21 protein-coding genes and 2 tRNA genes are annotated in these 21,667 nt (G+C 72.3%); 10 read left to right on the top strand and 13 right to left on the bottom strand.

Annotated features, from left to right (window positions below):
* Window position 1: 1 nt before the first annotated feature.
* The 7 genes from KVF89_RS08500 to KVF89_RS08470 are packed head-to-tail and all read right to left on the bottom strand — an operon-like array spanning window position 2 to window position 7,650.
* Complete coding sequence (locus KVF89_RS08500; protein ID WP_257424877.1) at window positions 2–892, bottom strand: SDR family NAD(P)-dependent oxidoreductase; 891 nt, start codon at window positions 890–892, stop codon at window positions 2–4.
* Entirely contained in the window at window positions 889–2,139 is a 1,251-nt protein-coding gene (locus KVF89_RS08495; protein ID WP_257424876.1) for a CaiB/BaiF CoA transferase family protein, read from the bottom strand. Before KVF89_RS08495 ends, KVF89_RS08500 begins: the two co-directional genes overlap by 4 nt.
* 17 nt (window positions 2,140–2,156) lie before the next feature.
* Window positions 2,157–2,858: a hypothetical protein gene (locus KVF89_RS08490; RefSeq protein WP_257424875.1), complete on the bottom strand. Its 702-nt coding sequence runs from the start codon at window positions 2,856–2,858 to the stop codon at window positions 2,157–2,159.
* A gap of 7 nt (window positions 2,859–2,865) precedes the next feature.
* Window positions 2,866–3,846: an ABC transporter substrate-binding protein gene (locus tag KVF89_RS08485; protein WP_257424874.1), complete on the bottom strand. Its 981-nt coding sequence runs from the start codon at window positions 3,844–3,846 to the stop codon at window positions 2,866–2,868.
* A gap of 47 nt (window positions 3,847–3,893) precedes the next feature.
* Window positions 3,894–4,724: an ABC transporter permease gene (locus KVF89_RS08480; RefSeq protein ID WP_257424872.1), complete on the bottom strand. Its 831-nt coding sequence runs from the start codon at window positions 4,722–4,724 to the stop codon at window positions 3,894–3,896.
* Complete coding sequence (locus tag KVF89_RS08475; RefSeq protein ID WP_257424871.1) at window positions 4,721–5,563, bottom strand: ABC transporter ATP-binding protein; 843 nt, start codon at window positions 5,561–5,563, stop codon at window positions 4,721–4,723. The genes KVF89_RS08480 and KVF89_RS08475 overlap by 4 nt, the downstream gene beginning before the upstream one ends.
* Entirely contained in the window at window positions 5,560–7,650 is a 2,091-nt protein-coding gene (locus KVF89_RS08470; RefSeq protein ID WP_257424866.1) for an acetate--CoA ligase family protein, read from the bottom strand. The genes KVF89_RS08475 and KVF89_RS08470 overlap by 4 nt, the downstream gene beginning before the upstream one ends.
* 95 nt (window positions 7,651–7,745) lie before the next feature.
* On the opposite strand from KVF89_RS08470, the gene KVF89_RS08465 reads away from it, so the two are divergent.
* A complete protein-coding gene (locus KVF89_RS08465) occupies window positions 7,746–8,378 on the top strand; it encodes a TetR/AcrR family transcriptional regulator (RefSeq protein ID WP_257424864.1) in 633 nt (210 codons plus the stop codon).
* Here KVF89_RS08465 and KVF89_RS08460 read toward each other — a convergent pair.
* The 4 genes from KVF89_RS08460 to KVF89_RS08445 all read right to left on the bottom strand — a co-directional run bounded on the left by KVF89_RS08460 (window position 8,368) and on the right by KVF89_RS08445 (window position 12,671).
* Window positions 8,368–9,264 carry a helix-turn-helix transcriptional regulator gene (locus KVF89_RS08460; protein WP_257424862.1) on the bottom strand — a complete coding sequence of 299 codons (897 nt, stop codon included), beginning with the start codon at window positions 9,262–9,264 and terminating at the stop codon, window positions 8,368–8,370. The genes KVF89_RS08465 and KVF89_RS08460 overlap by 11 nt on opposite strands.
* Window positions 9,265–9,332: 68 nt before the next feature.
* On the bottom strand, window positions 9,333–10,838 hold the full coding sequence (locus KVF89_RS08455; protein ID WP_257424860.1) for a flavin-containing monooxygenase: 1,506 nt from the start codon (window positions 10,836–10,838) through the stop codon (window positions 9,333–9,335).
* Window positions 10,835–11,686, bottom strand: coding sequence for an SDR family oxidoreductase (locus KVF89_RS08450; protein ID WP_257424859.1), 852 nt, complete (start codon window positions 11,684–11,686; stop codon window positions 10,835–10,837). Before KVF89_RS08450 ends, KVF89_RS08455 begins: the two co-directional genes overlap by 4 nt.
* A 28-nt stretch (window positions 11,687–11,714) precedes the next feature.
* Entirely contained in the window at window positions 11,715–12,671 is a 957-nt protein-coding gene (locus tag KVF89_RS08445; protein WP_257424857.1) for a patatin-like phospholipase family protein, read from the bottom strand.
* A 115-nt stretch (window positions 12,672–12,786) separates the two neighbouring features.
* On the opposite strand from KVF89_RS08445, the gene KVF89_RS08440 reads away from it, so the two are divergent.
* Entirely contained in the window at window positions 12,787–13,416 is a 630-nt protein-coding gene (locus tag KVF89_RS08440) for a TetR/AcrR family transcriptional regulator (RefSeq protein ID WP_257424856.1), read from the top strand.
* A gap of 119 nt (window positions 13,417–13,535) precedes the next feature.
* On the top strand, window positions 13,536–14,429 hold the full coding sequence (locus KVF89_RS08435; RefSeq protein WP_257424855.1) for a sulfite exporter TauE/SafE family protein: 894 nt from the start codon (window positions 13,536–13,538) through the stop codon (window positions 14,427–14,429).
* Between the two features lie 14 nt (window positions 14,430–14,443).
* Here the strand turns inward: KVF89_RS08435 and KVF89_RS08430 are convergent, their stop codons facing one another.
* Window positions 14,444–15,325, bottom strand: coding sequence for a 3-methyladenine DNA glycosylase (locus KVF89_RS08430; RefSeq protein WP_306809182.1), 882 nt, complete (start codon window positions 15,323–15,325; stop codon window positions 14,444–14,446).
* 32 nt (window positions 15,326–15,357) lie between these two features.
* On the opposite strand from KVF89_RS08430, the gene KVF89_RS08425 reads away from it, so the two are divergent.
* The 5 genes from KVF89_RS08425 to KVF89_RS08405 all read left to right on the top strand — a co-directional run bounded on the left by KVF89_RS08425 (window position 15,358) and on the right by KVF89_RS08405 (window position 18,916).
* The gene (locus KVF89_RS08425; RefSeq protein ID WP_257424853.1) at window positions 15,358–16,170 is read left to right on the top strand and encodes a fumarylacetoacetate hydrolase family protein; all 813 of its coding nucleotides are present in this window, start codon (window positions 15,358–15,360) and stop codon (window positions 16,168–16,170) included.
* Entirely contained in the window at window positions 16,167–17,642 is a 1,476-nt protein-coding gene (gltX, locus tag KVF89_RS08420; RefSeq protein ID WP_257424852.1) for a glutamate--tRNA ligase, read from the top strand. The genes KVF89_RS08425 and gltX overlap by 4 nt, the downstream gene beginning before the upstream one ends.
* The gene (locus KVF89_RS08415; RefSeq protein WP_257424851.1) at window positions 17,629–18,633 is read left to right on the top strand and encodes a CPBP family intramembrane glutamic endopeptidase; all 1,005 of its coding nucleotides are present in this window, start codon (window positions 17,629–17,631) and stop codon (window positions 18,631–18,633) included. Before gltX ends, KVF89_RS08415 begins: the two co-directional genes overlap by 14 nt.
* A gap of 45 nt (window positions 18,634–18,678) precedes the next feature.
* Window positions 18,679–18,750: transfer RNA gene (locus tag KVF89_RS08410), tRNA-Gln, on the top strand.
* 93 nt (window positions 18,751–18,843) lie between these two features.
* Window positions 18,844–18,916 (top strand) — tRNA-Glu (locus KVF89_RS08405).
* Between the two features lie 58 nt (window positions 18,917–18,974).
* On the opposite strand, the gene KVF89_RS08400 is transcribed toward KVF89_RS08405, so the two are convergent.
* Window positions 18,975–19,433 (bottom strand): hypothetical protein, encoded by a 459-nt coding sequence (locus KVF89_RS08400; protein ID WP_257424849.1) that lies wholly within the window; start codon window positions 19,431–19,433, stop codon window positions 18,975–18,977.
* A gap of 92 nt (window positions 19,434–19,525) precedes the next feature.
* Here KVF89_RS08400 and KVF89_RS08395 point away from each other — a divergent pair, with 92 nt between their 5' ends.
* The gene (locus KVF89_RS08395; protein WP_257424848.1) at window positions 19,526–21,037 is read left to right on the top strand and encodes a DNA-3-methyladenine glycosylase 2 family protein; all 1,512 of its coding nucleotides are present in this window, start codon (window positions 19,526–19,528) and stop codon (window positions 21,035–21,037) included.
* Window positions 21,038–21,039: 2 nt separating this feature from the next.
* The gene (locus KVF89_RS08390) at window positions 21,040–21,531 is read left to right on the top strand and encodes a methylated-DNA--[protein]-cysteine S-methyltransferase (protein WP_273475450.1); all 492 of its coding nucleotides are present in this window, start codon (window positions 21,040–21,042) and stop codon (window positions 21,529–21,531) included.
* The last annotated feature ends 136 nt before the right edge of the window (window positions 21,532–21,667 follow it).

The following is a 21,667-nucleotide window of genomic DNA, read 5'->3' as shown; positions in this document are numbered from 1 at the left end:
CCTAGCGCACCACGGCGTCGCTGTAGGTCGCCGGCCCGCCCAGCGACGTACGCCGCGAGACCGGCCGCCGGCCGTCGATGTCGCTCACGCCGAGCTCGATCGCCAGCTCGGCGCCGATGAGCGCGCGCCCGGACCGCTCCCGCTTGCCGGTGGGCGGTCCGGCGTCGAGAGCCGCGATCGCCCGGCCGGTGAGCTCGGGGTGCTCCATGATCGACAGCGAGTCCCGGTAGAGAGCCGGGTCGGCGTCGACCACCCGCATCGTGCGTTCGGTGCGCAGCAGTCCCGGCCAGAGCGAGACCACGCTCACCCCGCGGTCGGCGAGGTCGACGGCCATGTCGTGGGTCATCTTGTCCACCCCCGCCTTGACCGCGCCGTAGGCCGGTCCGTGGAGGTAGCAGATCGCGCCGAAGCCGGAGATGTTGACGACCAGCGGCGACCGGGCGGCGGACGCCAGCAGCAGGGGAGCGGCGTGCCAGGTCGTCGTGTACGTCGAGCGCAGCCCGACGTCGAACATCATCACGACGTCGAGCGGCTTCTCCCAGAACCCGCCGCTCGACGTCACCCCGTCCGGGACCGCGAAGGCGTTGTTGACCAGCAGGTCGAGCACGCCCGCCTCGGCCCGCACCCGCGCGACGAGGTCCGCGACGGCGTCGTCATCGCGGTGGTCGCAGGCGACGCCGATGCCGGTGCCGCCGCGCTCGGTCACCGCCCGGGCGGTCTCGCCGACGGTGCCCCCGAGGTCGTGAGCGCCCGGGGTGACGCTGCGGCCGGTGACGTAGACGACGTACCCGGCCTCGCCGAGCGCGAGCGCGATGCCCTTGCCGAGCCCGCGGCTCGCGCCGGTGACGACGGCGACGCGACGGTCCCCGCGCCGCTGATCCGGCCCGGTCACGATCCGGTTCCCGCTCCGTCCCGGGCGATGGCGCCCGAGCGCCGCAACGACGCCACGCGCTCCGCGGGGTAGCCCAGCTCGGCCAGTACCTCGTCCGTGTCGGCACCGACCTCGGGGGCGCGGCGAGGGGGACGGCGGGACTCCCCGAGGACGTTGACCGGTGTGGGCAGCAGGTCGGCGCCGTGCTCCGCCGCGGGCCACCACGGCATCCGGTGCGCGAACTGGGGGTCCCGGGCGATCCCCGCGGCGTCGTTGACCGGCGCGATGGGGCAGTCGATGGCGAGCCCGAGCTCGACCCACGCGGCGGTGGTCCGGGTGACGAACAGCTCCTGGAGAGCCGCCCGCAGGTTCCGGTCGCCGGTGGCGTGGTCGCCGTACCGCTGACCCTCACGGCCGCGGTAGAGGTCCAGCCGGTCGCAGGCGACGCAGAAGTTGTGCCAGAACTCCTGCTCGGAGGCCTGGAAGAGGATGTGCCCGTCGGCCGACCGGTAGTACTGGTAGCGCACGGCCTCCTCCATCCCGCCCGGGCCCGGGCGGCGCCGGGCACCGTCGTCGGCGGGGTTGCCGGTGACCTCGGGCTCGGGTCGCTCGTAGGCGCGATGCCCCTCGATCGGCAGCCAGTTGCTGAACGCGGCGGCGTCGCTCTGGGAGATGTCGAGGTGGCAGCCGACGCCGGTACGACGCGCGCGCAGCACCGCGGAGACCGCCGCGAGGGCGCCCCACAGCGGCCCGACCTTGGTGCCGGTGCCGGTGTGCTCGGGGATGTAGGTGAACCCCTCGTCGTCGACGGCGGGCGTGGCGAGGCCGGCCCAGGCGTCGAATCCGACCCCGTGCGAGGGCAGGTCCCGGTAGGGGCCGTCGATCCCGAAGCCGGACAGCGAACACAGCACGATCGCCGGGTTGACCTCCCGCAGCCGGTCGTAGCCCAGGCCGCGCCGCTCGAGTGCGCCGGGGCGCATGCCCTCGACGACGACGTCGGCGCGCTCGACCAGGTCGAGGAACACCTCCGGGCCGCCGGGCGAGCGGAGGTCGAGGCTGATCGACCGCTTGCCGCGGTTGACGTGCCAGTGCAGCAGCGAGTGCCCCTCGACGATCGGCCAGCCGAGCCGGCGGATGTAGTCGCCGCCCGGTGGCTCGACCTTGACCACGTCGGCGCCCAGGTCGCCGAGGGTCATGGCCAGGGCGCCGGGCTCCAGCAGGGTGCACTCGACGACGCGGATGCCGTCGAGCAAGGACGTGTGGGTCACGGAGGATCCTCTCGGGTTCACGGTTGCCGGCCGGTGCGCAGCGGCGCCAGCGGGGCGGCGCACAGCAGGGTGCGCTGGTCGGACAGGACGAGGCCGGCGGTGCGCTCGCGCCACCGGTCGACGGCGGGGCTTTGGTCGAGGAGCTGCTCGATCTCCGCCCAGCGGGCCCAGTCGGGGACCGACCACACGACGACGACCTCGCTGTCGGAGACCATCGCGGTGCGGTAGGCGCCGGTGAGCCCGAGGCCGGCGGCGAGCGCCGTGTCGAGCCACTCGTCGGCCAGGAGCGACAGGTAGTCGCGGGCCGCGCCCCGGGCGACGGTGACCACCTCGTGGAGGTGGCAGACCGAGGGCGGCAGGTCCGCGCACAGTGCGTCGATCGTCGGGCTGTAGTCGGCGGGCAGGAGGATCCGGTCCCTGCCGCCGGAGCGCAGCTCGGCGGCGGCCGACCACCAGCGGGCCAGCGTCGGGTCCTGGAGCGAGTCGTGCGAGAGCTCGTGGGCGAAGTTCGCCGCCAGGCCCTCCCAGCCGTCCAGCTCCCACATGTTGACGACGGTCGGCCAGCGGCCGGTGCTGCCGACCGTCGCCCAGACCCCGAAGCAGCGCATCCCGCGCTCGTCGCGCGCCGCGGCGTCCCAGCCCGACGTCATGTGCGTCAGGTAGTCGGCCCGACGGGCGCCGATGATGTCGATCTCCTCGTGGATGTAGATCGCGCTCACCGGGCGGCTACTTCGCGAGGCTGGCGTCGATGACCTCGTCCTCGGCGAGAGGGTCGGAGTAGACCAGCACGCCCTTCTGCCCGGCGTACGTCGCCTGGTAGCGGTCGGTGAGACCGGCCGGGTAGGTGAGATCGGGCGGGAAGACGAGCTCGGGCAGGTCGTCGAGCTGGGCCTCGGAGATCTCCAGCTGCTTCACCAGCGCCGCGCGCACCTCCGGATCGTCGTGGTAGGCGCCCTGCAGGTGGTCGGCGACGGCGCTCCTCATGCCGGCGAGGAGACGCTCGCCCCGGTCCCGGTCCTCCTCCAGCAGGGTCGGGCCGAAGAGCACGGCGCCCATGGTGATGTCCTCGGGCTGGCCGAAGGCGAAGGTGAGGCCGTCGGACTTCTCCGCCTCGAGCCACACCGGGTCGGACAGCCAGCCGGCCTTGACCGCGCCGCTCTCCAGAGCCACCAGGATGTCGGTCGCACTCATGGTCTGGAAGGTCACGTCCGCGGCGGAGAGGCCGCTGCGCTCGAGCTCCTCCTCCAGCACCATCGAGACCGGCGCCCCGGCGCCGACGGCGGTCGCGACGGTCTCACCGCGCAGCTTCGCGGGGTCGAAGGTGCCGCCCGGCGCCAGCTCGTCGCTGACCCAGAGCCCGGAGCGGCTGTTCTCGGGCGGGAACATGCCCGGGGCGACGATCTTGATCGGGGAGCCGCCCGAGACGGCGTTGAAGAACGCCGCGCTCGGCGCGCTGAACACCGCGTCCACCTCGCCGGTGGCGAGCAGGACCATCGCGTCGCTCGGCGCGGCGGTGACGATCTCGACATCGAGGTCCTGGTCGGCATAGCTGCCGAGCTCCAGGCCGACCAGGAGTGGCGCGAAGGCCTCGAGCTTCGCTGAGATCGCGACCTTGACGGTGGACTTGTCGTCGGGGTCGTCCGACGAGCCACAGCCGGAGAGCAGCACGGTGCCGGCGAGGAGTGCGGCGAGCGTTCGTTTCAACACTTCGGGTCCTTTTCTGGGAGGTGACGTGCGGGAGAGGGGCGGGCGGGTCATCGGCGGTCCGCCGGCTGCGCCCACGGGAGGAGTCGCCGTCCGAGTGCGGTGACGACGGTGGTGCAGAGCAGCCCGAGGAGTGCGATGACGCAGATGCCGACGTACATCGGGCGGGCCTGGAAGAGCGACCAGCTGTGCCAGATCCGGAAGCCGACGCCACTGTTGCCCTGGACGAACTCGGCGCCGACGATGACCAGGATGGCGACGCCGACCGAGAGCCGGAGCGCGACGAAGAGCTGGGGCAGGAACGCCGGCCACAGAACGTGGCGGAACATGTCCCAGCGGCTCGCACCGAAGGCGCGTGCCGCCTCGCGGTAGCCCTCCGGGATGGCGGTCACGCCGGCCATGCAGGTGATCCAGGTGGGGAAGAACACCGACAGCGCGACCAGCAGGACGAGCGGCGTCTCGCCGAGCCCGAAGATGAGCAGGAGCAGGGGGAGCAGCGCGAGCTTGGGCACGGTGTAGAGCGCCGACAGGAACGGGTCGAACGCGGCGCGCGCCAGCCCGGACAGGCCGAGCGCGAGGCCCGCCGCGGCACCGGCCGCCGAGCCGGCGAGGAAGCCGACCACGACGCGGCGCAGGGTCGCGCCCAGGTCGTCGAGCAGCACGCCGCTGCGGATCATGTCGCCCGCGGTGGAGACGATCATCGTGGGTGCGGGGAAGAAGCGCACCGGGATGGCGCCGGCCCGCGCGGCGATCTCCCACACGACGAGCACCAGCAGCGGCGTCAGCACGGCGAGCACCCGCTCGAGGCGTCGGCGGCGGCGCGCCGTGCGGACCGGGTCGATCTCGGCCGCCGTGGGCCGGACCACCACCGTCGCGCTCACGACGCGCTCCCGCCCGCGAAGGTACGGGAGACCTCGTCGCGCAGCAGCGTCCACAGCTGCTGCTCCAGGGCGGCGAATGCCGGCTCCGCGCGGGTCTCCGCCGAGCGGGGCCGTTCGAGCGGCACCGGCAGGTCGGCGAGGATCCGGCCGGGACGGGCGGACATGACGACGACCCGGTCACCGAGCAAGATCGCCTCCTCGAGGCTGTGGGTCACGAACACGACCGTGCGCCGGTCGCTCTGCCAGAGCGCCAGGAGCTCCTCCTGGAGCACGGTGCGCAGCTGCGCGTCGAGGGCCGCGAAGGGCTCGTCGAGCAGCAGCACCTCGGGCTCGACAGCGAGGGCCCGGGCGATGGAGACGCGCTGGCGCATCCCGCCCGACAGCGTGGCCGGGTAGGCGTCGGCGAAGTCCGCGAGCCCGAGCCGGGCGAGCCAGGAGTCCACGGTGCGGGTGGCCTCGGAGCGGGAGACGCCGGCGACGTCGAGGCCGAAGCGGACGTTGGCGCGCACCGACTTCCAGGGGAAGATCCCGTAGTCCTGGAACACCATCGCGGTCGGCGTACGCCGGGTGCCCTCGTGGTGGACGAGCACCTCGCCCTCGCTCGGGCGGTGCAGTCCGGCCATCATCCGCAGCAGCGTGGACTTGCCGCATCCGGAGGGGCCGACCAGGCAGACGAACTCACCCTGGCGCACGGTGAGGTCGACGCCGTCGAGGGCGACGACGGCGTCGCGGGCGCCGTAGCGCTTCGCGACGCCGCGAACCTCGATCGCGGCGGCCCCCGCCGCGGCGGGGTCGGTGGGGGAGGAGGAGGTAGACAGCGTGGCTCCTGGGGTGTTCATGCGACGGCTCCGGCGTTCTCGTGCGAGTCGGGTATCGAGGCGAGCGCGTCGACGGCGACGACGCGATCGGGCAGGACGATGAGGGGGTTGATGTCGAGCTCGGTCACCACGCCGTCGGCGGCCAGCCGCTGGACGGCCATGACGACGTCGACGAGGGGCTCGAGGTCGACCGGCGGCGAACCGCGGAATCCGGTGAGCAGGGCCGATCCGGTCAGCTCCGCGATCATCCGGTGGACCTCCGGCCGGTCGAACGGCGGCACCCGGAAGGAGACGTCGCGGTAGAGCTCCACCGCCACGCCGCCCACTCCGAGCATCACGGTCGGGCCGAACACCGGGTCGGGGGCGATGCCGACGACCATCTCGACGCCGCCGTGCACCTGCTCGCTGACGAGCACGCCGGCGAGCTCGCGACCGGGGAGGTCCGCGAGGATCCGCTCGAAGTCGGCGACGACCGCGCGTCCCTCGGCGGCCTCGGAGATCCCGAGCCGCACCAGCCCGAGGTCGGACTTGTGGGCGAGCCCGTCCACCACGGCCTTCAACACCACCGGGCCGTCGTGGCGCTCGATCGCGCGGGCCACCTCGTCCGCGTCGGCGCACAGCGCGTCGCGCGAGACCGGGACCCCGTGCTCGGCGAGCAGCGTCTTGGCGTCGAGCTCGGTCAGCTGACGGCCGGCGGCGGGCATCCGCGGCGGGTCCGGGATGACGGGCAGCTCGTGGGCCCGCTCGCGGAACTCCAGGTGGTCGGCCAGCGCCCGGATCGCGGCCACGCAGTTGCCGAACGTGCGGAAGACCGGGAGCCGGGAGCCCAGCAGCACCCGGCGGTAGGCGTCCTCGGTGCCGGAAGGGGAGCCCCAGACGACGCAGATCGGCTTGTCCGTCGTCTCCGCGACCGCGACCAGGTCGGCGACGAGCGTGTCGCTCATCGGCGGGAAGGCGCCGGTGATCGGGACGACGAGAATGCCGACGGCCGGGTCGGCGAGGATCGTCTCGAGGATCCGCCGGCCCCGCCAGTCGCCCACCGGGTGGCCGCCGTTGTCGACGGGATTGCTCACTCGCAGGTAGTCGGGGATCCACTCGCGCAGCTGCGCGACGGTCTCGGGGCTCAGCTCCGGCAGGTCGAGACCGGCCGAGCCCAGCAGGTCGGCCATGTGCGCGCTGGTGCCGCCGCTGATGGCGTAGACGCAGACGCCCGCGTGCGGCGGGTCGCCCGCCCGGGCGAAGAGCGCGGCCGTGTCGAGGAGCTCGTCGAGGCCGTCGACCCGGGCGATGCCGTACTGGCGCATGACGGCCGAGGCGACGTCGTCGGCGCCGGCCAGGTGCCCGGTGTGCGACATGGCCCAGGATCGGCCGAGCTCGGTGCGGCCCACCTTGACCGCGACCAGCGGTACGCCGCGGCGGGCGGCGACGCGCGCGGCCCGGCGGAACGCCGTACCGTCGGCGAAGCCCTCGAGGTAGAGCGCGATCGCCCCGGTGTCCTCCTCGTGCGCGAAGTAGTCGACGAAGTCGGCGGCGTTGAGGTCGGCCTCGTTGCCTGTCGGTGCCCAGTGGCTGAACCGGATCCCGAGCTCCTGGCCCTGGAAGACCGGGCGTCCCTGGTGGCCGCTCTGCGTGATGAGCGCGATCGGTCGGCCGGGCAGGTCGGTGCGGAACTCCTCGAAGAGGTTCAGGTTGGTGTTCGGCCCGAGGGCGCGGACCCCGGCGGCACGCAGCGACCGGACGAGCTCGGCCTGCCGCTGCGCGCCGGCGGCTCCGGTCTCGGCGTAGCCCGCCGCGAAGAGCACGACGAACCCGACTCCCTTCGCCGCGATGCCCGGCAGCACCGAGTCGACGTCGCCGATCAGCACGATCGCGACGTCGACCCTGCCGGGCACATCCTCGATCGAGCGGTACGCCGGCACGCCGTCGATGACCTCGCGCCGGGGGTGGACGGGCACCGCCTCGGCGCCGACGCGTGCCGCCCACGCGGCCACCCGGCGCCAGTTCAGCGTCGTCGGCCTCCCCTCGGCGTCCGACGCCCCGATCACCGCCACCCGTTCCGGTCGAAACAGGGCGTCGAGATCGACGCTCGCGCGGTCGATGTGGTCCATCCAACACTCCTTAGGCAAAGCAAATGCTTGGTTTGGGGGGGTCTCAGGTTTTACTAACGATCGTTAGTCTGTCAAGGCCTAGGATGCGGAGTCCGATGAACGACACGACACGACAGCGCGGCCGGCCGCGCGGCAAGCCGGCCGTGACCGCGGCGGACCGGATCCTGGACGCCGCCGCGGAGTCCTTCGCGATGCACGGCAGCCGGGGCGCCTCGATGCGCACGATCGCCGACGCCGCGGGCATGCGGGCGCCCTCGATCTACAACCACTTCGCCAGCAAGGACGAGCTGCTGATCGCGGTCGGCAAGCGCTACTTCGCGGCACTCGTCCCGGAGCTGCAGGCCGCCGCGCGGATGCCCGGCACCGGAGTGGCCCGGCTGGAGAACCTCATTCGCGCGGCGACCGCGGTCAGCACCGCGCACCCGTTCGACCACCTCACGATGGTCCGCGAGCTCATGCAGGTGCGCCGCGAGGCCGGGGCGGAGTCCCTGGTGACCGACGGCCAGCGCTGCATCGCGATCTGGCACCTGGTCATCCGGCGCGGGCAGGCCGACGGGTCACTGCGCAGCGACATCTCACCGGCCGGCATGACCTGGCTGATCTTCACCGCGATCACCGGGCTCACCGACCCGGCGCGCCGCGCCGACATCCTGGGGGATCCGGCGACTCGCAACGTCGATACCCTCTGCGCCGTCCTGATCGACGGCGCGCGGCCGGTCAGTCGATGACGCCCGCCTCACGCGCCAGCCGGACCGCGTGCACCCGGTTGGTCGCGTGCAGCTTGCGCATCGCGTTCTTGAGGTAGGACTTCACGGTGCTCTCGACGAGGCCGAGCGACGCCGCGACCTCGCGGTTGCTCTGGCCCAGCGCGACCTGCGCGAGCACGTCGATCTCGCGGGCGGCGAGCCCTGTCGGCACGGCCGGGGCGCGGCGAGTGGCCGGAGCGGGAGCGGGGGAGCGGCCGTGCTCCACGCGGTTGCGCACCTGCTCCAGCCGGGCCCGCAGCGCCTCGTCCTCGACGAGTGTCGCGAGGTCGGCCAGCTCGTCGGAGATGTCGCGCAGGTCGGCGCGGGTCAGCTGCACCTCGGCGGGCGCGGCAGGTGCCGGGACGTGGCCGAGGTTGTGCAGCCGGCCGACCCGGCGGCGTACCTCGTCATCGACGGCGATCTCGCGCTCGAGGCGCCGCACGAGCGGCAGGAAGGCGTCGTACCAGACGTCGCCGAGCACGACCTGGGCGCGATGACCGACGTAGACCACCATCCGCGGGGAGCGGTCGACGACGATCGGCAGCGCCGTCACGGTCTCCAGCTGCTCGGCGCGCACCGGGCCGTCGTACTGGTGGGTGATGCCGCGGGCGTCGTAGTAGTTGGTCACGGACACCGGTCGGCCCATCAGCAGCGCCTTTCCGCCGAGGCCGTAGCCAGAGCGCACCCGCAGGCCCTGCAAGGCACGGGTCTGCGCGCTGTGCAGGCCGGTGATGGTGACGGCGGTGCCGTTGTCGACGACCGGCCCGCCGAACGCCATGTCACTGTGCCCCGTCGCGCGGAACGCCGTGAGCGTGCGCAGCAGTCGGCCGCCGTCGGTCGGCGCCTCCTGGGCGAGGTCGGGGGACATGCCCTCCACGGTAGGTGACTGTGGTCACAGGCGGCAACGACGGCACCCTCCTTGGGAGGTAGTGCCGCTCAGGCCGAGGCGACCACCCGCGCGCCGGCGAACGTGTAGTCGTCCAGTGGGAAGCGGGTGGCCTCGCGAGCGGCGCTCAGCGTCGATGTCGGGCGCAGCAGCACCGCCTCCCCGTGCTGGTTGAAGTAGTAGCTGCGGGCGGTGGCGCAGCTGCCGGCGTTGAAGACGGAGTTGTCGAGGAGGCCGGTCATCCGGTCCAGGAACCGGTCGTTGGCCTCCTCGGTGACCTCCACGACGTCGGCGCCGCGCTCCCGCAGGGTGGCCAGAACCCGGCCCAGATGGGCCATCTGGGTCTCGATCGTCGTGAAGTACGACAGGCCCGAGTAGGAGTAGGGGCTGTTGAGCGAGAAGAAGTTGGGGAACTTCGGGACGGTGATCCCCTCGTAGGCGCAGAAGCGGTTGTCCCGCCACCACTTGCCGAGATCGCGGTCCTCGCGGCCGACGATCCGCACGGCCGGGAAGTTCACGTCCCACAGGTTGAAGCCGGTGGCGAGCACGAGGACGTCCAGGTCGACCCGGTTGCCGTCGGTGGTGACGATGCCGCGCGCGTCCACGTGGTCGATCGCGGTCGTCTCGAGATCGACGTGCGGCTTCGTGAACGTCGGGTAGTAGGTGTTGCTGAACGTCGGCCGCTTGCAGCCGAAGTCGTAGTCGGGCGTCAGCTTGGCCCGCAGCCCGGGGTCCTTGATCTGTCGCTTGAGATGGGCGTCGCAGGCCCGCTTGCCGGCCGCGTTGGCCCACGGCAGATCGCGGAAGTGCAGCACACCGGCGACCATCATCACCTCGAGGATCGAGGTGCCGACCAGGCGCGTGGCCTTCTGGGTCAGCGGAACCTTGGCGAACGCGCTGCGCACGATGCCCGGCACCGGGCCGTCCAGCTTCGGGCTCACGTAGATGGGGGTGCGCTGGTAGACGGTGAGGTGGTCGGCGACCTTGGCCAGCTCGGGGATCAGCTGGACCGCGGTCGCGCCGGTGCCGATGATGCCGATCCGCTTGCCCGCGAGCTCGATGTCGTCGTCCCAGCGCGTGGTGTGCACGACGGTGCCGGCGAAGTCCTCGACGCCCGGGATGTCGGGCAGCTTGGGCTGGGACAGGAAGCCGGTCGCGATGAGCAGGAAGCGGCCGCGGACCACCTCGCCGCCGGCGAGGGTCACCTCCCAGGCCGCCGTGTCCTCGTCCCAGCGGGCCCCTTCGACCACTGCACCGAAGCGCATGTGGCGGCGCAGGCCGTACTTGTCGGCGACGTGGCCGGCGTACTCCTTGAGCTCAGGGCCGGGTGCGAACAGCCGCGACCAGTGCGGGTTCGGCTCGAACGAGTAGGAGTACGTCGAGCTGGGGATGTCGACCGCGAGGCCGGGGTAGCGGTTGACGTGCCAGGTGCCGCCGAGGTCGTCCTCGCGCTCGAGGATCACCAGGTCGTCGTACCCCTGACGGTGCAGCTCGATCGCGGCACCCATGCCGCCGAAGCCGGCGCCGACGATCACGGCGTCGTGGATCTGGTTCATCGGGAGGTCCTCTCGGTGGCGGCGGCGTTGCTCAGGCGCTCGGTGTACCCGGCGCGCTCGGTGGCGTCGGTGTGCAGGGCGCGGTCGTCGCGGACGACCTTGCGGAGCCGGTCGAGCACGCCGGTCGGCACCAGGGCGGTGCCGGTGGCCAGCGCGCCGACGTAGCGGGGGACGGCGATCTCGGCCTCGCGGCCGCGGACCGAGCCGACCACCACGTCCGCGATGCGCTGCGGCGTGACCTTGGGGATGGGCTTCATGTCGAGGCCGGAGGCCAGGTCGGTGTCGACCGCGGACGGCAGCACCGCAGTGAGGGTGACGCCGTGGGGCGCCATCTCCAGCCGGGTGGCGGCGGTGAGCCCGACGACGGCGTACTTGCTGGCGTTGTAGACCGCGAGCCCCGGGATCGGGAACTTCCCCGCCAGCGAGGCGACGTTGACGACGTGGCCGCGCCGGCGCTCGACCATGCCCGGCAGCACGCGGCGCATGCCGTGCAGCACGCCGTGGACGTTGACCTCCATCATCAGCCGGTCGAGCGCGGGGTCCATGTCGAGGAAGGCGCCGTTGGGCATGACGCCGGCGTTGTTGACCAGGACGTCCACCGGGCCGTGCTCCTCCTCCGCGGCGGTCACGAAGGCGTCGTACGACGCCCGGTCGGCGACATCGAGGAGGTGGGCCGAGGCGCCGGTCTCGGCCGCGGTCGCCTGCGCGCTGGTCAGGTCGAGGTCGCCGAAGGAGACCCGCGCGCCGCGGGTGAGGAAGGCCTCGACGGTGGCCCGGCCGATGCCGCGGGCGCCGCCGGTGATCGCGACGTGTGCGCCGGCGATGTCGATCGGGGAGGGGCGCGTCATCGGGTCTCCTGCGTGGGTGTCGTGGGTGTCATCGGCGTCGTGGCGCGGGGTGGTCGCGCAGGCGCTGCGCGACGAGGGTGGGCGTGGTGCGGGCGGCCGCGGCCCGCACGTGCTCGACGCGAGAGCCGTCCATGAAGTTCGCTCCCATCGCGTCGAGATCGGCGAGGGTGGGCTCGATCCGGACAACCCGGGCGCCGGCCGCGCGCAGGGCGGCGACCTCCCGGTCGACGCGTCGGGTCATCGGGCGGCGCAGCAGTCGTTCGACGCGGGTCAGCCCCCGGGCGGGCGCGCCGCCGTGACTGGACATCGGGGCGACGACGACCACCTCGTCGATGCTGCCGTCGCCGACCCGGGGGAGCAGGAGGTCGGCGGAGGTGGGGGAGACGGTGCCGCCGTCGAGGAAGGCCCGGTCGCCGATGCGCACCGGCGGGAACCAGCCGGGGATCGCCCACGAGGCCGCGATCGCCTGCCCCAGTGGGGCGTGCGGTGCGTCGGCGCGGCCGAACGGGATCCGCTCGCCGGAGCGGGCGTCCGCCGCGACCAGCCAGGTGGCGGGGTGCGCGACCCAGTCGCGGCCGGTGTCGCCGGTGGCGGTGAGGGCGTCGCCGAGGTCGACCAGCCACTGGGCGTCGCCGCTCCCGCGGGGAAGCAGGCCGGCGAGTCCGGCGAGCAGGTCGGTGCGGCGAGCGAGCGCGGCCCGGCTCAGCCCGAGGCCGGGCAGGGCGGACCGGGGGAGGCCGGGCAGCGCGCGCGGACCGCGAGGGGAGGAGAGGTGCGTCGCGACGAGGCGGTCGCTGCCGTCGTGGATCGCGCCGGCCGATATGCCGGAGCCGAGCAGCGCGACCAGCTCAGCTCCTGCCGACGTACCGACCAGGACGTCGGCCGTGCGCGGATCCCAGCCCTGCCGCTCGAGCTCGGCGAGGACGGCGGCGGTCCACGCGAAGCCCAGCGTGCCGCCGCAGCCGATGACGAGTGCGCGCCCCATGCGGCCCTCCTGCTGTCTGAGTGTCTGTCCGACGGTCGCCGTCGACGAAACGGAATGAGATGTCAGTTACGGAACGTATCGTCAGTTTCGGCGATCTGCAATAGGCTCCGGTGTCATGACGGCGACCACGGAGGGGCTCTCGCGACTGGAGCGGCGCAAGGCCGAGACTCGGCGCGAGATCATCGACGCCGCCTTCACCTGCTTCGCCGAGCAGGGCTATCACGCGACGGGGATCGCCGACATCGCCGCTCGCCTGGGCATCGGGCACGGCACCTTCTACCGCTACTTCGAGAACAAGCGGGACATCGTCGAGCACGTCATCGACGACCTGATCGGCCGCATCGTCGACTCCCTCGGCGCGGAGAACGCACCGGAGGCCGTCACCACCCTGGAGGGCTACCGCGCCCAGACCGAGCGGATCGGTGCCGCCCTCGCGCGGATCTTCAGCGAGGACCCGCGGGTGCCCCAGCTGCTGCTGTCCGCCGCCGGCATCGACGATGCCATGCGCGAGCGGATGCTCGACCTCTTCGACATGACCACGCCGCTCACCGCGGCGTACCTCGAGCACGGCGTCCGGCTCGGCTACCTGCGTGCCGACCTCGACGTCGAGCCCACGGCGCAGTCCATCAACGGGATGATCCTCGGCTCCGTCCTCGTCGGCCTGCGCGACCCCGTCCCCGAGCGGCAGGCGCGGCTGAGTGCCGCCATCCGGGCCGTGATGTACGACGGGATCGCCGCGCGCTGAGCCCGCCGACGTCGCGCCGGGCGCGCTTCGGGACGCGCTTCGGCGAGTCGACAGTGCAAGGTCTTGTATGTAGCCTTGATCGGTAGTGTTTATAACCATTACTGATTCGAGGACCTGACATGTGGTTGGTCGCGGCATTCGCGCTCGCGGGTGGGCTCGCTCAGCTCGTCGACGGCACGCTCGGCATGGGCTTCGGCGTCACGTCGGCCACGGTGCTGCTGGCCCTCGGCGTCGCTCCCGCCACGGCGAGCGCCGCGACCCATGCGGCCAAGCTCCCGACGACGTTCGTCTCGGGGATCTCGCACTGGCGCGCGGGCAACGTCGACCCCAAGGTGCTGGTGCGTGTCGCCCTGCCGGGCGCGGTCGGCGGCTTCCTCGGCGCCGTCATCCTCACCTCGATCAGCCTGGAGGCGGCCAAGTCGTCGATGGCCGGGCTGCTGATCTTCTTCGGCCTGGTCATCCTGGTCCGCTTCGGCTTCGGCCTGCGGATCATCCCGGTCCCGAAGTCCGGCCACACCGCGCGGTGGCTCTCGCCCATCGGCCTGCTCGGCGGCTTCGTCGACGCCACCGGCGGCGGTGGTTGGGGTCCGGTCGTCACCCCCAGCCTGATGACCGTGACCAGACACGAGCCGCGTCGCGTGGTCGGGACCACCAACGCGGCGGAGTTCGTCGTCGCCCTCTCCGTCTCGAGCGGCTTCATCACCGGCGCCGCGCACCAGGACATCCCGTGGCTGCCCGTCCTCGGCCTGGTCGTCGGCGGCGTCCTCGTCGCCCCGTTCGCGGCCCGGCTCGCCGGTCGGCTGCCGCACGCGCCGATGGGCGCGATGGTGGGCGGCCTGGTCATCCTGGTCAACGCCGTCACCGTCGTGGGCGCGGTGACCGACCTCCCGAAGTGGCTCGACCTCGCCCTCATCGTGGGGTGGCTGCTGCTCGTCGGCCGGATCGCCTGGACGGCGTGGGGCCGGGAGAGGGCCTCCGCCGCCGAGCGGGACGAGGTCCCCGTTCCGGCCTGAGCGGCGCCTCCGGGTCAGGCGAGCAGCCGCTCGCACTCCTCGATGAGCCGCGCCCGCAGCGGAGCAGCGCGCTCGGCGAACTCGCGCTGCGCCTCGGCGTACGCCGCCTTGCCCTCGGCCGTCTCGATCCGGACCGGCTCGAAGCCCAGGTCCCGCAGGTCGTACGGCGCCGCGCGCATGTCGAGGGTGCGGATGTCCCAGGCCAGCTCGAAGCAGTCGGCGACGAGGTCGGAGCCGATCATGGGGGAGAGCCGGAAGGCATGCTTGTAGAGGTCCATGCCGGCGTGCAGGCAGCCGGGTTGCTCGAAGGCGGGTCGATCGTCGCGACCGGGGTTCAGGGTGTTGAGCGGTCGCGCGGGCGGCGTGAAGAAGCGGTAGGCGTCGAAGTGGGAGCACGCGATGCGGTGGCCCTCGACGACCTCGTCGGTGCCCGTAGGCCCGAGGCGCAGCGGCCAGTCGGCATGGCGGGTCTCGTCGTCGGCGAGGCGGTAGACCATGGCCCACTCGTGCAGGCCGAAGCACCCGAAGTGCGGTGCGCGGCCCTTCGTCGCGACCAGCAGTGCGTGCAGGGACGCGATCAGGGGGCGTTGGGCGTCCACGTACGACGAGGCGACCGTGATGCCGTGGTCGACGGGCTCGTAACCCTTGAGGTTCGCGTAGGCGTCGGCGTCCTTCAGGGCGACGCCGAATCCCGGGTGCCAGCGGCGCAGCTGGGCCGGCCGGTGGGAGTAGTAGGTGAACAGGAAGTCGAACACCGGATGCTTCGTGTGAGTCTCGCGCCGGGCGAGGTGGGGAGCGACGTAGGCGTCGATGCGCGCGGCGTGGGCAGCGGCCCGTTCCCGCCATTCCTGCGCATCCACGACCGACTCCTGCCCTTCCACGACCTGCACAGTCACGACGAGCAAGCCTAGGTCGATAGGCTCGACGGGTGCGCATCGTCAGATTCACCACTGGTGAGGAACCCTCGTACGGCGTCCTGACGGGCGACCTCGACGAGTACGGCCAGCCCGCAGAGGACGCGGTCATCGTCGGTCTCGCCGGCGACCCGCTCTACGTCGGGATCAAGCTCCTCGAGAAGGAGCACCGGCTCGAGGACGTGCGCCTGCTCGCGCCGGTGCTGCCACGCAGCAAGGTGGTCGGCATCGGCCGCAACTACGCGGCGCACGCGGCCGAGCTCGGCAACGACGTCCCGGCCGGGCCGCTGATGTTCCTCAAGCCCAACACCAGCGTCGTCGGCCCCGGCGACGCGATCCTCTACCCGCGCCAGACCCAGGACCTGCAGTACGAGGGCGAGCTCGCCGTCGTCATCGGCCGCATCTGCCGCGACGTCCCGGCCGACCAGGCCACCGACGTCATTCACGGCTACACGATCGCCAACGACGTCACCGCCCGAGACCTGCAGCGCTCCGACGGGCAGTTCACCCGCGCGAAGGGCTTCGACTCGTTCTGCCCGCTGGGGCCGTGGATCGAGACCGATCTCGATCCCCACGACTTCAACCAGGGCCGGCGGGTCCAGACGTTCCTCAACGGCGACGTCGTCCAGGACGGTACGACGGCCGACATGCTCTTCGACATCCCCGCGCTGATCGCGCACGTGTCCAGCGTGATGACGCTGCTGCCCGGTGACGTCATCCTCACCGGCACCCCCGAGGGTGTCGGCCCCATGCAGGTCGGCGACGAGGTGGAAGTCTCGATCGACGGTCTCGGAACCCTCACGAACAAGGTGGAAGCACGCGCATGAGCAGCACCGGCAAGAACGTCCGCGTCCGGATGGCCCCGTCGCCGACGGGCAGCCCCCACGTGGGCCTGGTCCGCACGGCGCTCTTCAACTGGGCGTTCGCGCGCCACCACGGCGGCACCTTCGTCTTCCGCATCGAGGACACCGACAAGGAGCGCAGCACCGACGAGTCGCTGAGCTCGATCATCGACCTGATGCGCTGGCTCGGGCTCGACTGGGACGAGGGCCCCGGTGTGGGCGGCCCGTTCGCGCCCTACAAGCAGAGCGAGCGGGGCGACAAGTACGCCGACGCGCTGGCGAGGCTGAAGGACAGCTCCTTCACCTACGACTGCTACTGCACCAACGAGGAGGCCGCCGCGCGCCGCAAGGCCGCCGGCTCCAAGGTCCAGGGGTACGACGGCTTCTGCCGCGAGCTCAGCGCGGACCAGGTCGACGCGTTCGTCGCGGAGGGCCGCAGGCCCGTCGTCCGGTTCCGGATGCCCGACGGCTCGATCACCTGGAACGACCTGGTTCGCGGCGAGGTCAGCTTCGAGACGGAGTTCGTGCCGGACTTCGCGCTGGCCCGTGCCAACGGCGACCCGCTCTACACGCTGGTCAACCCGGTCGACGACGCGCTGATGGAGATCACCCACGTGCTCCGCGGCGAGGACCTGCTGTCGTCGACGCCGCGCCAGATCGCGCTCTACGAGGCCCTCAAGGAGATCGGGATCGCCAAGGCGACGCCGGAGTTCGGCCATCTGCCCTATGTCATGGGCGAGGGCAACAAGAAGCTCTCGAAGCGCGACCCGGAGGCACACGCCCTGGCCTACCGCGACCAGGGCTACCTGCCCGAGGGGCTGCTCAACTACCTCGCCCTGCTGGGCTGGGCGATCGCCGCGGACCGCGACGTCTTCAGCCTGGAGGAGATGGTCGAGGCGTTCGAGATCGAGGACGTCGTCGCCAACCCGGCGCGCTTCGACCTCAAGAAGTGCGATGCCATCAACGCCGCCCACATGCGGTTGCTGTCGACCGACGAGATCACCCACCGCGCCCTGCCGTTCCTCAAGCGCGACGGCGTCGTCTCCGACCCGGTGACCGACGCGGACGCCCAGCTGCTGGAGCTCGCAATGCCGCTCGTGGCCGAGCGGATCAACAAGCTGGCGGAGGCCAGCGCGATGCTGGGCTTCCTCTTCGTCGACGAGGACGCCTTCGAGGTCGACCCGGAGGACGCCGCCAAGCAGATCGGCGAGTCCGGAATCCCCGTCCTGCAGGCGTCGTACGACGCCTTGGTGGCGCTGCCGACCTGGTCGACCGACGCGATCCAGACCGCCCTGCAGACCGCGCTGGTCGAGGGCCTGGGCCTCAAGCCCCGCAACGCCTTCGGTCCGGTTCGGGTGGCCGTGACCGGCAGGCGGATCTCGCCGCCGCTCTTCGAGTCGATGGAGCTCCTGGGCCGCGAGCGCAGCCTCGGGCGGCTGCAGCGTGCCCTCGGCTGAGCAGGCCGGGCCCGCTCCTGCCGCGCCGGCGGGGCTGCGGTACGACGAGCTGCACCGGCGCGGGCCCACCGGCGCCTGGCGCCCGCTCGTCGGGGTGCCGCTCGTCGCGGTGCTCTTCTTCGCCGGCCAGTTCGTGCTCACCGCGTTCTTCGCGGTCTACTTCCTGCTGACCTCACGGGACACCTACGAGATCGCCGACCGGCTCGACGGCGACCCGGTCACGCCCGCGTTCCTGGCCTACGTCAATCTCGGCTGGGCCCTTGCGATCCCGGCAGTCCTGCTCGTCGCGCTCCTGCTGCATCACCAGCGCCCCGGGCTGGTCGCCTCGGTCGTGGGCCGGCTGCGCTGGCGCTGGCTCCTCGCCTGTCTCGGCATCGCGGTGGTCGCGCTCGCGCTGACCGTCGCCGTCTCGAGCGTGCTGCCCGACCAGGGCGCCGGCACGATCGACGCCGCCGGCGGCCTGAATCCGTGGACCTCGACCGTGCGCGACTTCCTGCTGGTCGTCCTGCTCCTCACGCCGCTGCAGGCGGCGGGGGAGGAGTACGTCTTCCGCGGGTACCTCGCCCAGGCGTTCGGCGGCCTGACCGCCCGCCTCGGGTCGCGCGTGAGTGCCGCGATCGCGGTCGGCGTGCCCGCGCTGCTCTTCGCCCTCGCCCACGGTCTGGGCCAGGACGTGCCGATCTTCTTCGACCGGCTCGCGTTCGGCGTGGTCGCCGGACTGCTGGTGATCCTCACCGGGGGGCTCGAGGCGGCCATCGCGATGCACGTCCTCAACAACTTCCTGGCCTTCGGTCTCGCCCTCGCGTTCAGCGACATGACCGAGGCCCTCAACCCCGTCGGCGGGAGCTGGTGGGCCGTTCCGGTCACGCTGGTGCAGTCGGTGAGCTATCTGCTCCTCGCGGTTGCCGCCGCCCGCCGGCTGGGCGTCGCGAACCGCACCGGAGGGACGGATGGCGGGGCCATTTTGGAGCCGCGGCGCGGGCTTGTGTAGTGTTCCCAGTCGGCCCGGTCCTCCGGGGCGGGGCCGGCACAGCAGTGGTCTATGGTGTAATTGGCAGCACGACTGGTTCTGGTCCAGTTAGTCTAGGTTCGAGTCCTAGTAGACCAGCGAGGTTCTCGCGAGAAGGCAGGAACAGACGCCGATTTGGCGCTGGGAAAGCCGGATCGGTAGAGTTCCGCAGGTTGCTCGCGAGAGTGACATGCCCCCGTTGTGTAGCGGCCTAGCACGCCTGCCTCTCACGTAGGTAGCGCCGGTTCGAATCCGGTCGGGGGTACGACATCGGGCCCGGTCCTTCTGGACCGGGCCCGAATGCGTTTTCCGGTTCGGCCCACTCAGTCCGTCTCGGCGGACGGCTTCGACGCGGCCGCCGCCCGCCGCGCCGCCCGGGTCTTCGGCGGCGTCGGCTCGGTGCCGATGATCGCGAACACCGGCGCGGTCAGCTTCTCCAACGCGGCCACGGCGTCGGCATGTCGCTCGGCGAGCGTGGCGACCACGACGGCGAGCTCGGCCTGGGCCTCGGCGAGCGTGTGGACGGTGTCGGCGAGCTCGCGCTGCCGGACGATGAAGTCCTGCAGGGGCTGCGCGGTGGTGCCGGCGAGGCTGGTGACTGCTCCGGCCATCCCCGCGACGGCGCCGGCGAGCTCACCGACCTGCTTGGCGAGCTCGTCGGGCTGGGTGACACCTGTGACTGCGGTGTCGCGGACGCCCCGGAGGACGTCGGTGGCGAGCTTGAGCGCCACCTGCTGGGACTTGATCAGCAGGTCCAGGGGATTGAGGGGAGCGTCCGCCATGGGCACAGCGTGACAGAACGAGGCGACCGTCGATCACCGTGATGTCCGATTTCCGCGAGAGACTGTCGGTGGACACCGGCAGGATGAGGGACATGGAGACCACAGTGACCGCGCCGGAGCGGCTCGACTTCGAGCGCTGCTACACGGCCGTGCAGTCGCGCGACCGCCGTTTCGACGGCGTCTTCTACACCGCTGTCCGGTCGACCGGCATCTACTGCCGGCCGTCCTGTCCGGCCCGCACGCCGGCGTCTCGCAACGTGTCCTTCCATCGCACCGCTGCGGCCGCGCAGGCGGCCGGCTACCGCGCCTGCAAGCGATGCCTGCCCGACGCGACGCCGGGCAGCCCGGACTGGGACGTCGCCGCGACCGTCGCCGGTCGCGCGATGCGGCTGATCGCCGACGGCGTCGTCGACCGTGAGGGAGTCGAGGGCTTGGCGGCGCGGCTGGGCTACACCTCGCGTCACCTGTCGCGGTTGCTCACCAGCGAGCTCGGTGCCGGGCCGCTCGCTCTCGCCCGCACCCAGCGCGCGCAGACCGCCCGCGCCCTCGTCGAGAGCACGACGCTCGGCCTCGCCGACGTCGCGTTCGCGGCCGGGTTCTCCAGCGTCCGGCAGTTCAACGACACGATGCTCGAGGTGTACGACGCCGCGCCGAGCCAGCTGCGCGGCCGCAGGTCGTCGCCCGGCGACCAGGTCCCGGGGGCGATCGACCTGCGGATCGCCGTCCGTACGCCGTTCCGGGGCAGCGCCCTGCTCCGCTTCCTCGCCGACCGGGCCGTGCCCGGCGTCGAGGTCGCCCAGGTCGCGGCGGACGGAGGCGGGTGGTACGCCCGCACCCTCGACCTCCCGCACGGATCGGGCGTCGCGCGGGTCGAGCTCGGCGACGTCGAAGGCGCCGGGTCGTCGTACCTGCCCCTGCGGCTGGCTCTCGACGACCTCCGCGACACGACGGCCGCCCTGGCGCGGATGCGTGCCCTGCTCGACGCCGACGCCGACCCGGTGGCCGTCGATGTCCACCTCGCCTCGGACCCGGTGCTCGCCCCCCTCGTGGCTGCGCGGCCCGGGCTCCGGGTGCCGGGTCACGTCGACGGCGCCGAGGTCGCGGTCCGCGCGGTCCTCGGCCAGCAGGTCACCGTCGTCGCGGCCCGGACCGCGGCCGCCCGACTCGTTGCCGCGCACGGTCGACCGGTGTCGACGGGCATCGAGGGACTCACCCATCTCTTCCCCGATGCCGCCACGGTCGCGCGATGCACGCCCGAGGAGTTCCGGATGCCGCGTGCGCGCGGGCGCGCCCTCATCGGCCTGTGTGCGGCGATCGCCGCCGGCGACGTGGTGCTCGACCGCGGACCCGACCGCGGCGACGTACGACGCACGCTGCTCGCGCTCCCCGGCATCGGGCCCTGGACCGCCGACTACATCGCGCTCCGTGCGCTCGGCCATCCCGACGTGTGGCTGCCGACCGACGTCGGCGTGCGCAACGCCCTCGCCCTGCACGGCGGCGCCGACCCGGCCGCCGAGATCGACCCGGAGGGGTGGGCGCCCTGGCGCTCCTACGCCCTCCTACACCTGTGGACGTCTCTGTCCGAGACCGAAAGGATGAGCTGATCATGTGGACCGTCGTCGAATCGCCCATCGGGCCGCTGCGGATCGTCGAGCAGGGCGGCGCGATCACCGCCATCGAGTTCTCGCCGTTCCGTGACGGAACCGGCCGCCCGTTGGGTGACCGTGCCGACGACGCTGCGCCGTTGGTCGATGCCGCTCGCCAGCTGGTGGAGTACTTCGCCGGCGAGCGCACCGAGTTCGACCTGCCGCTCGCGCCGGTTGGCAGTGCCTGGCAGCGCTCGGTGTGGGCGCAGCTGCTCGGCATCGGCTACGGCGAGACCGCGTCGTACGGCGAGATCGCGGCACGCCTCGGCAAGACCAACGCCGCCTCACGCGCTGTCGGGACCGCCAACGGCGCCAACCCGATCCCCATCGTGATCCCGTGCCATCGGGTGATCGGCGCCAACGGCACCCTCACCGGGTACGCCGGCGGGCTGGACCGCAAGCAGCTGCTGCTCGAGCTGGAGGCTGAGCCGTTGCAGGACGCGCTGTTCTGACAGTTTCGCCGGTCGACCGGCGCAACGGTTGCTGGACCGCTGAAACTTCGTCGGGCAGGTGTGAGGTTAGCGGGGGGGCCGGCGCAACGCACCGATACGGGGGTGCGACACGGCCGCCGCCCCGCGCCGCGCCGCC

Source organism: Nocardioides carbamazepini (assembly GCF_024614185.1).
Classification (GTDB): domain Bacteria; phylum Actinomycetota; class Actinomycetes; order Propionibacteriales; family Nocardioidaceae; genus Nocardioides; species Nocardioides carbamazepini.
This window is presented reverse-complemented; position numbering and strand designations above follow the sequence as displayed.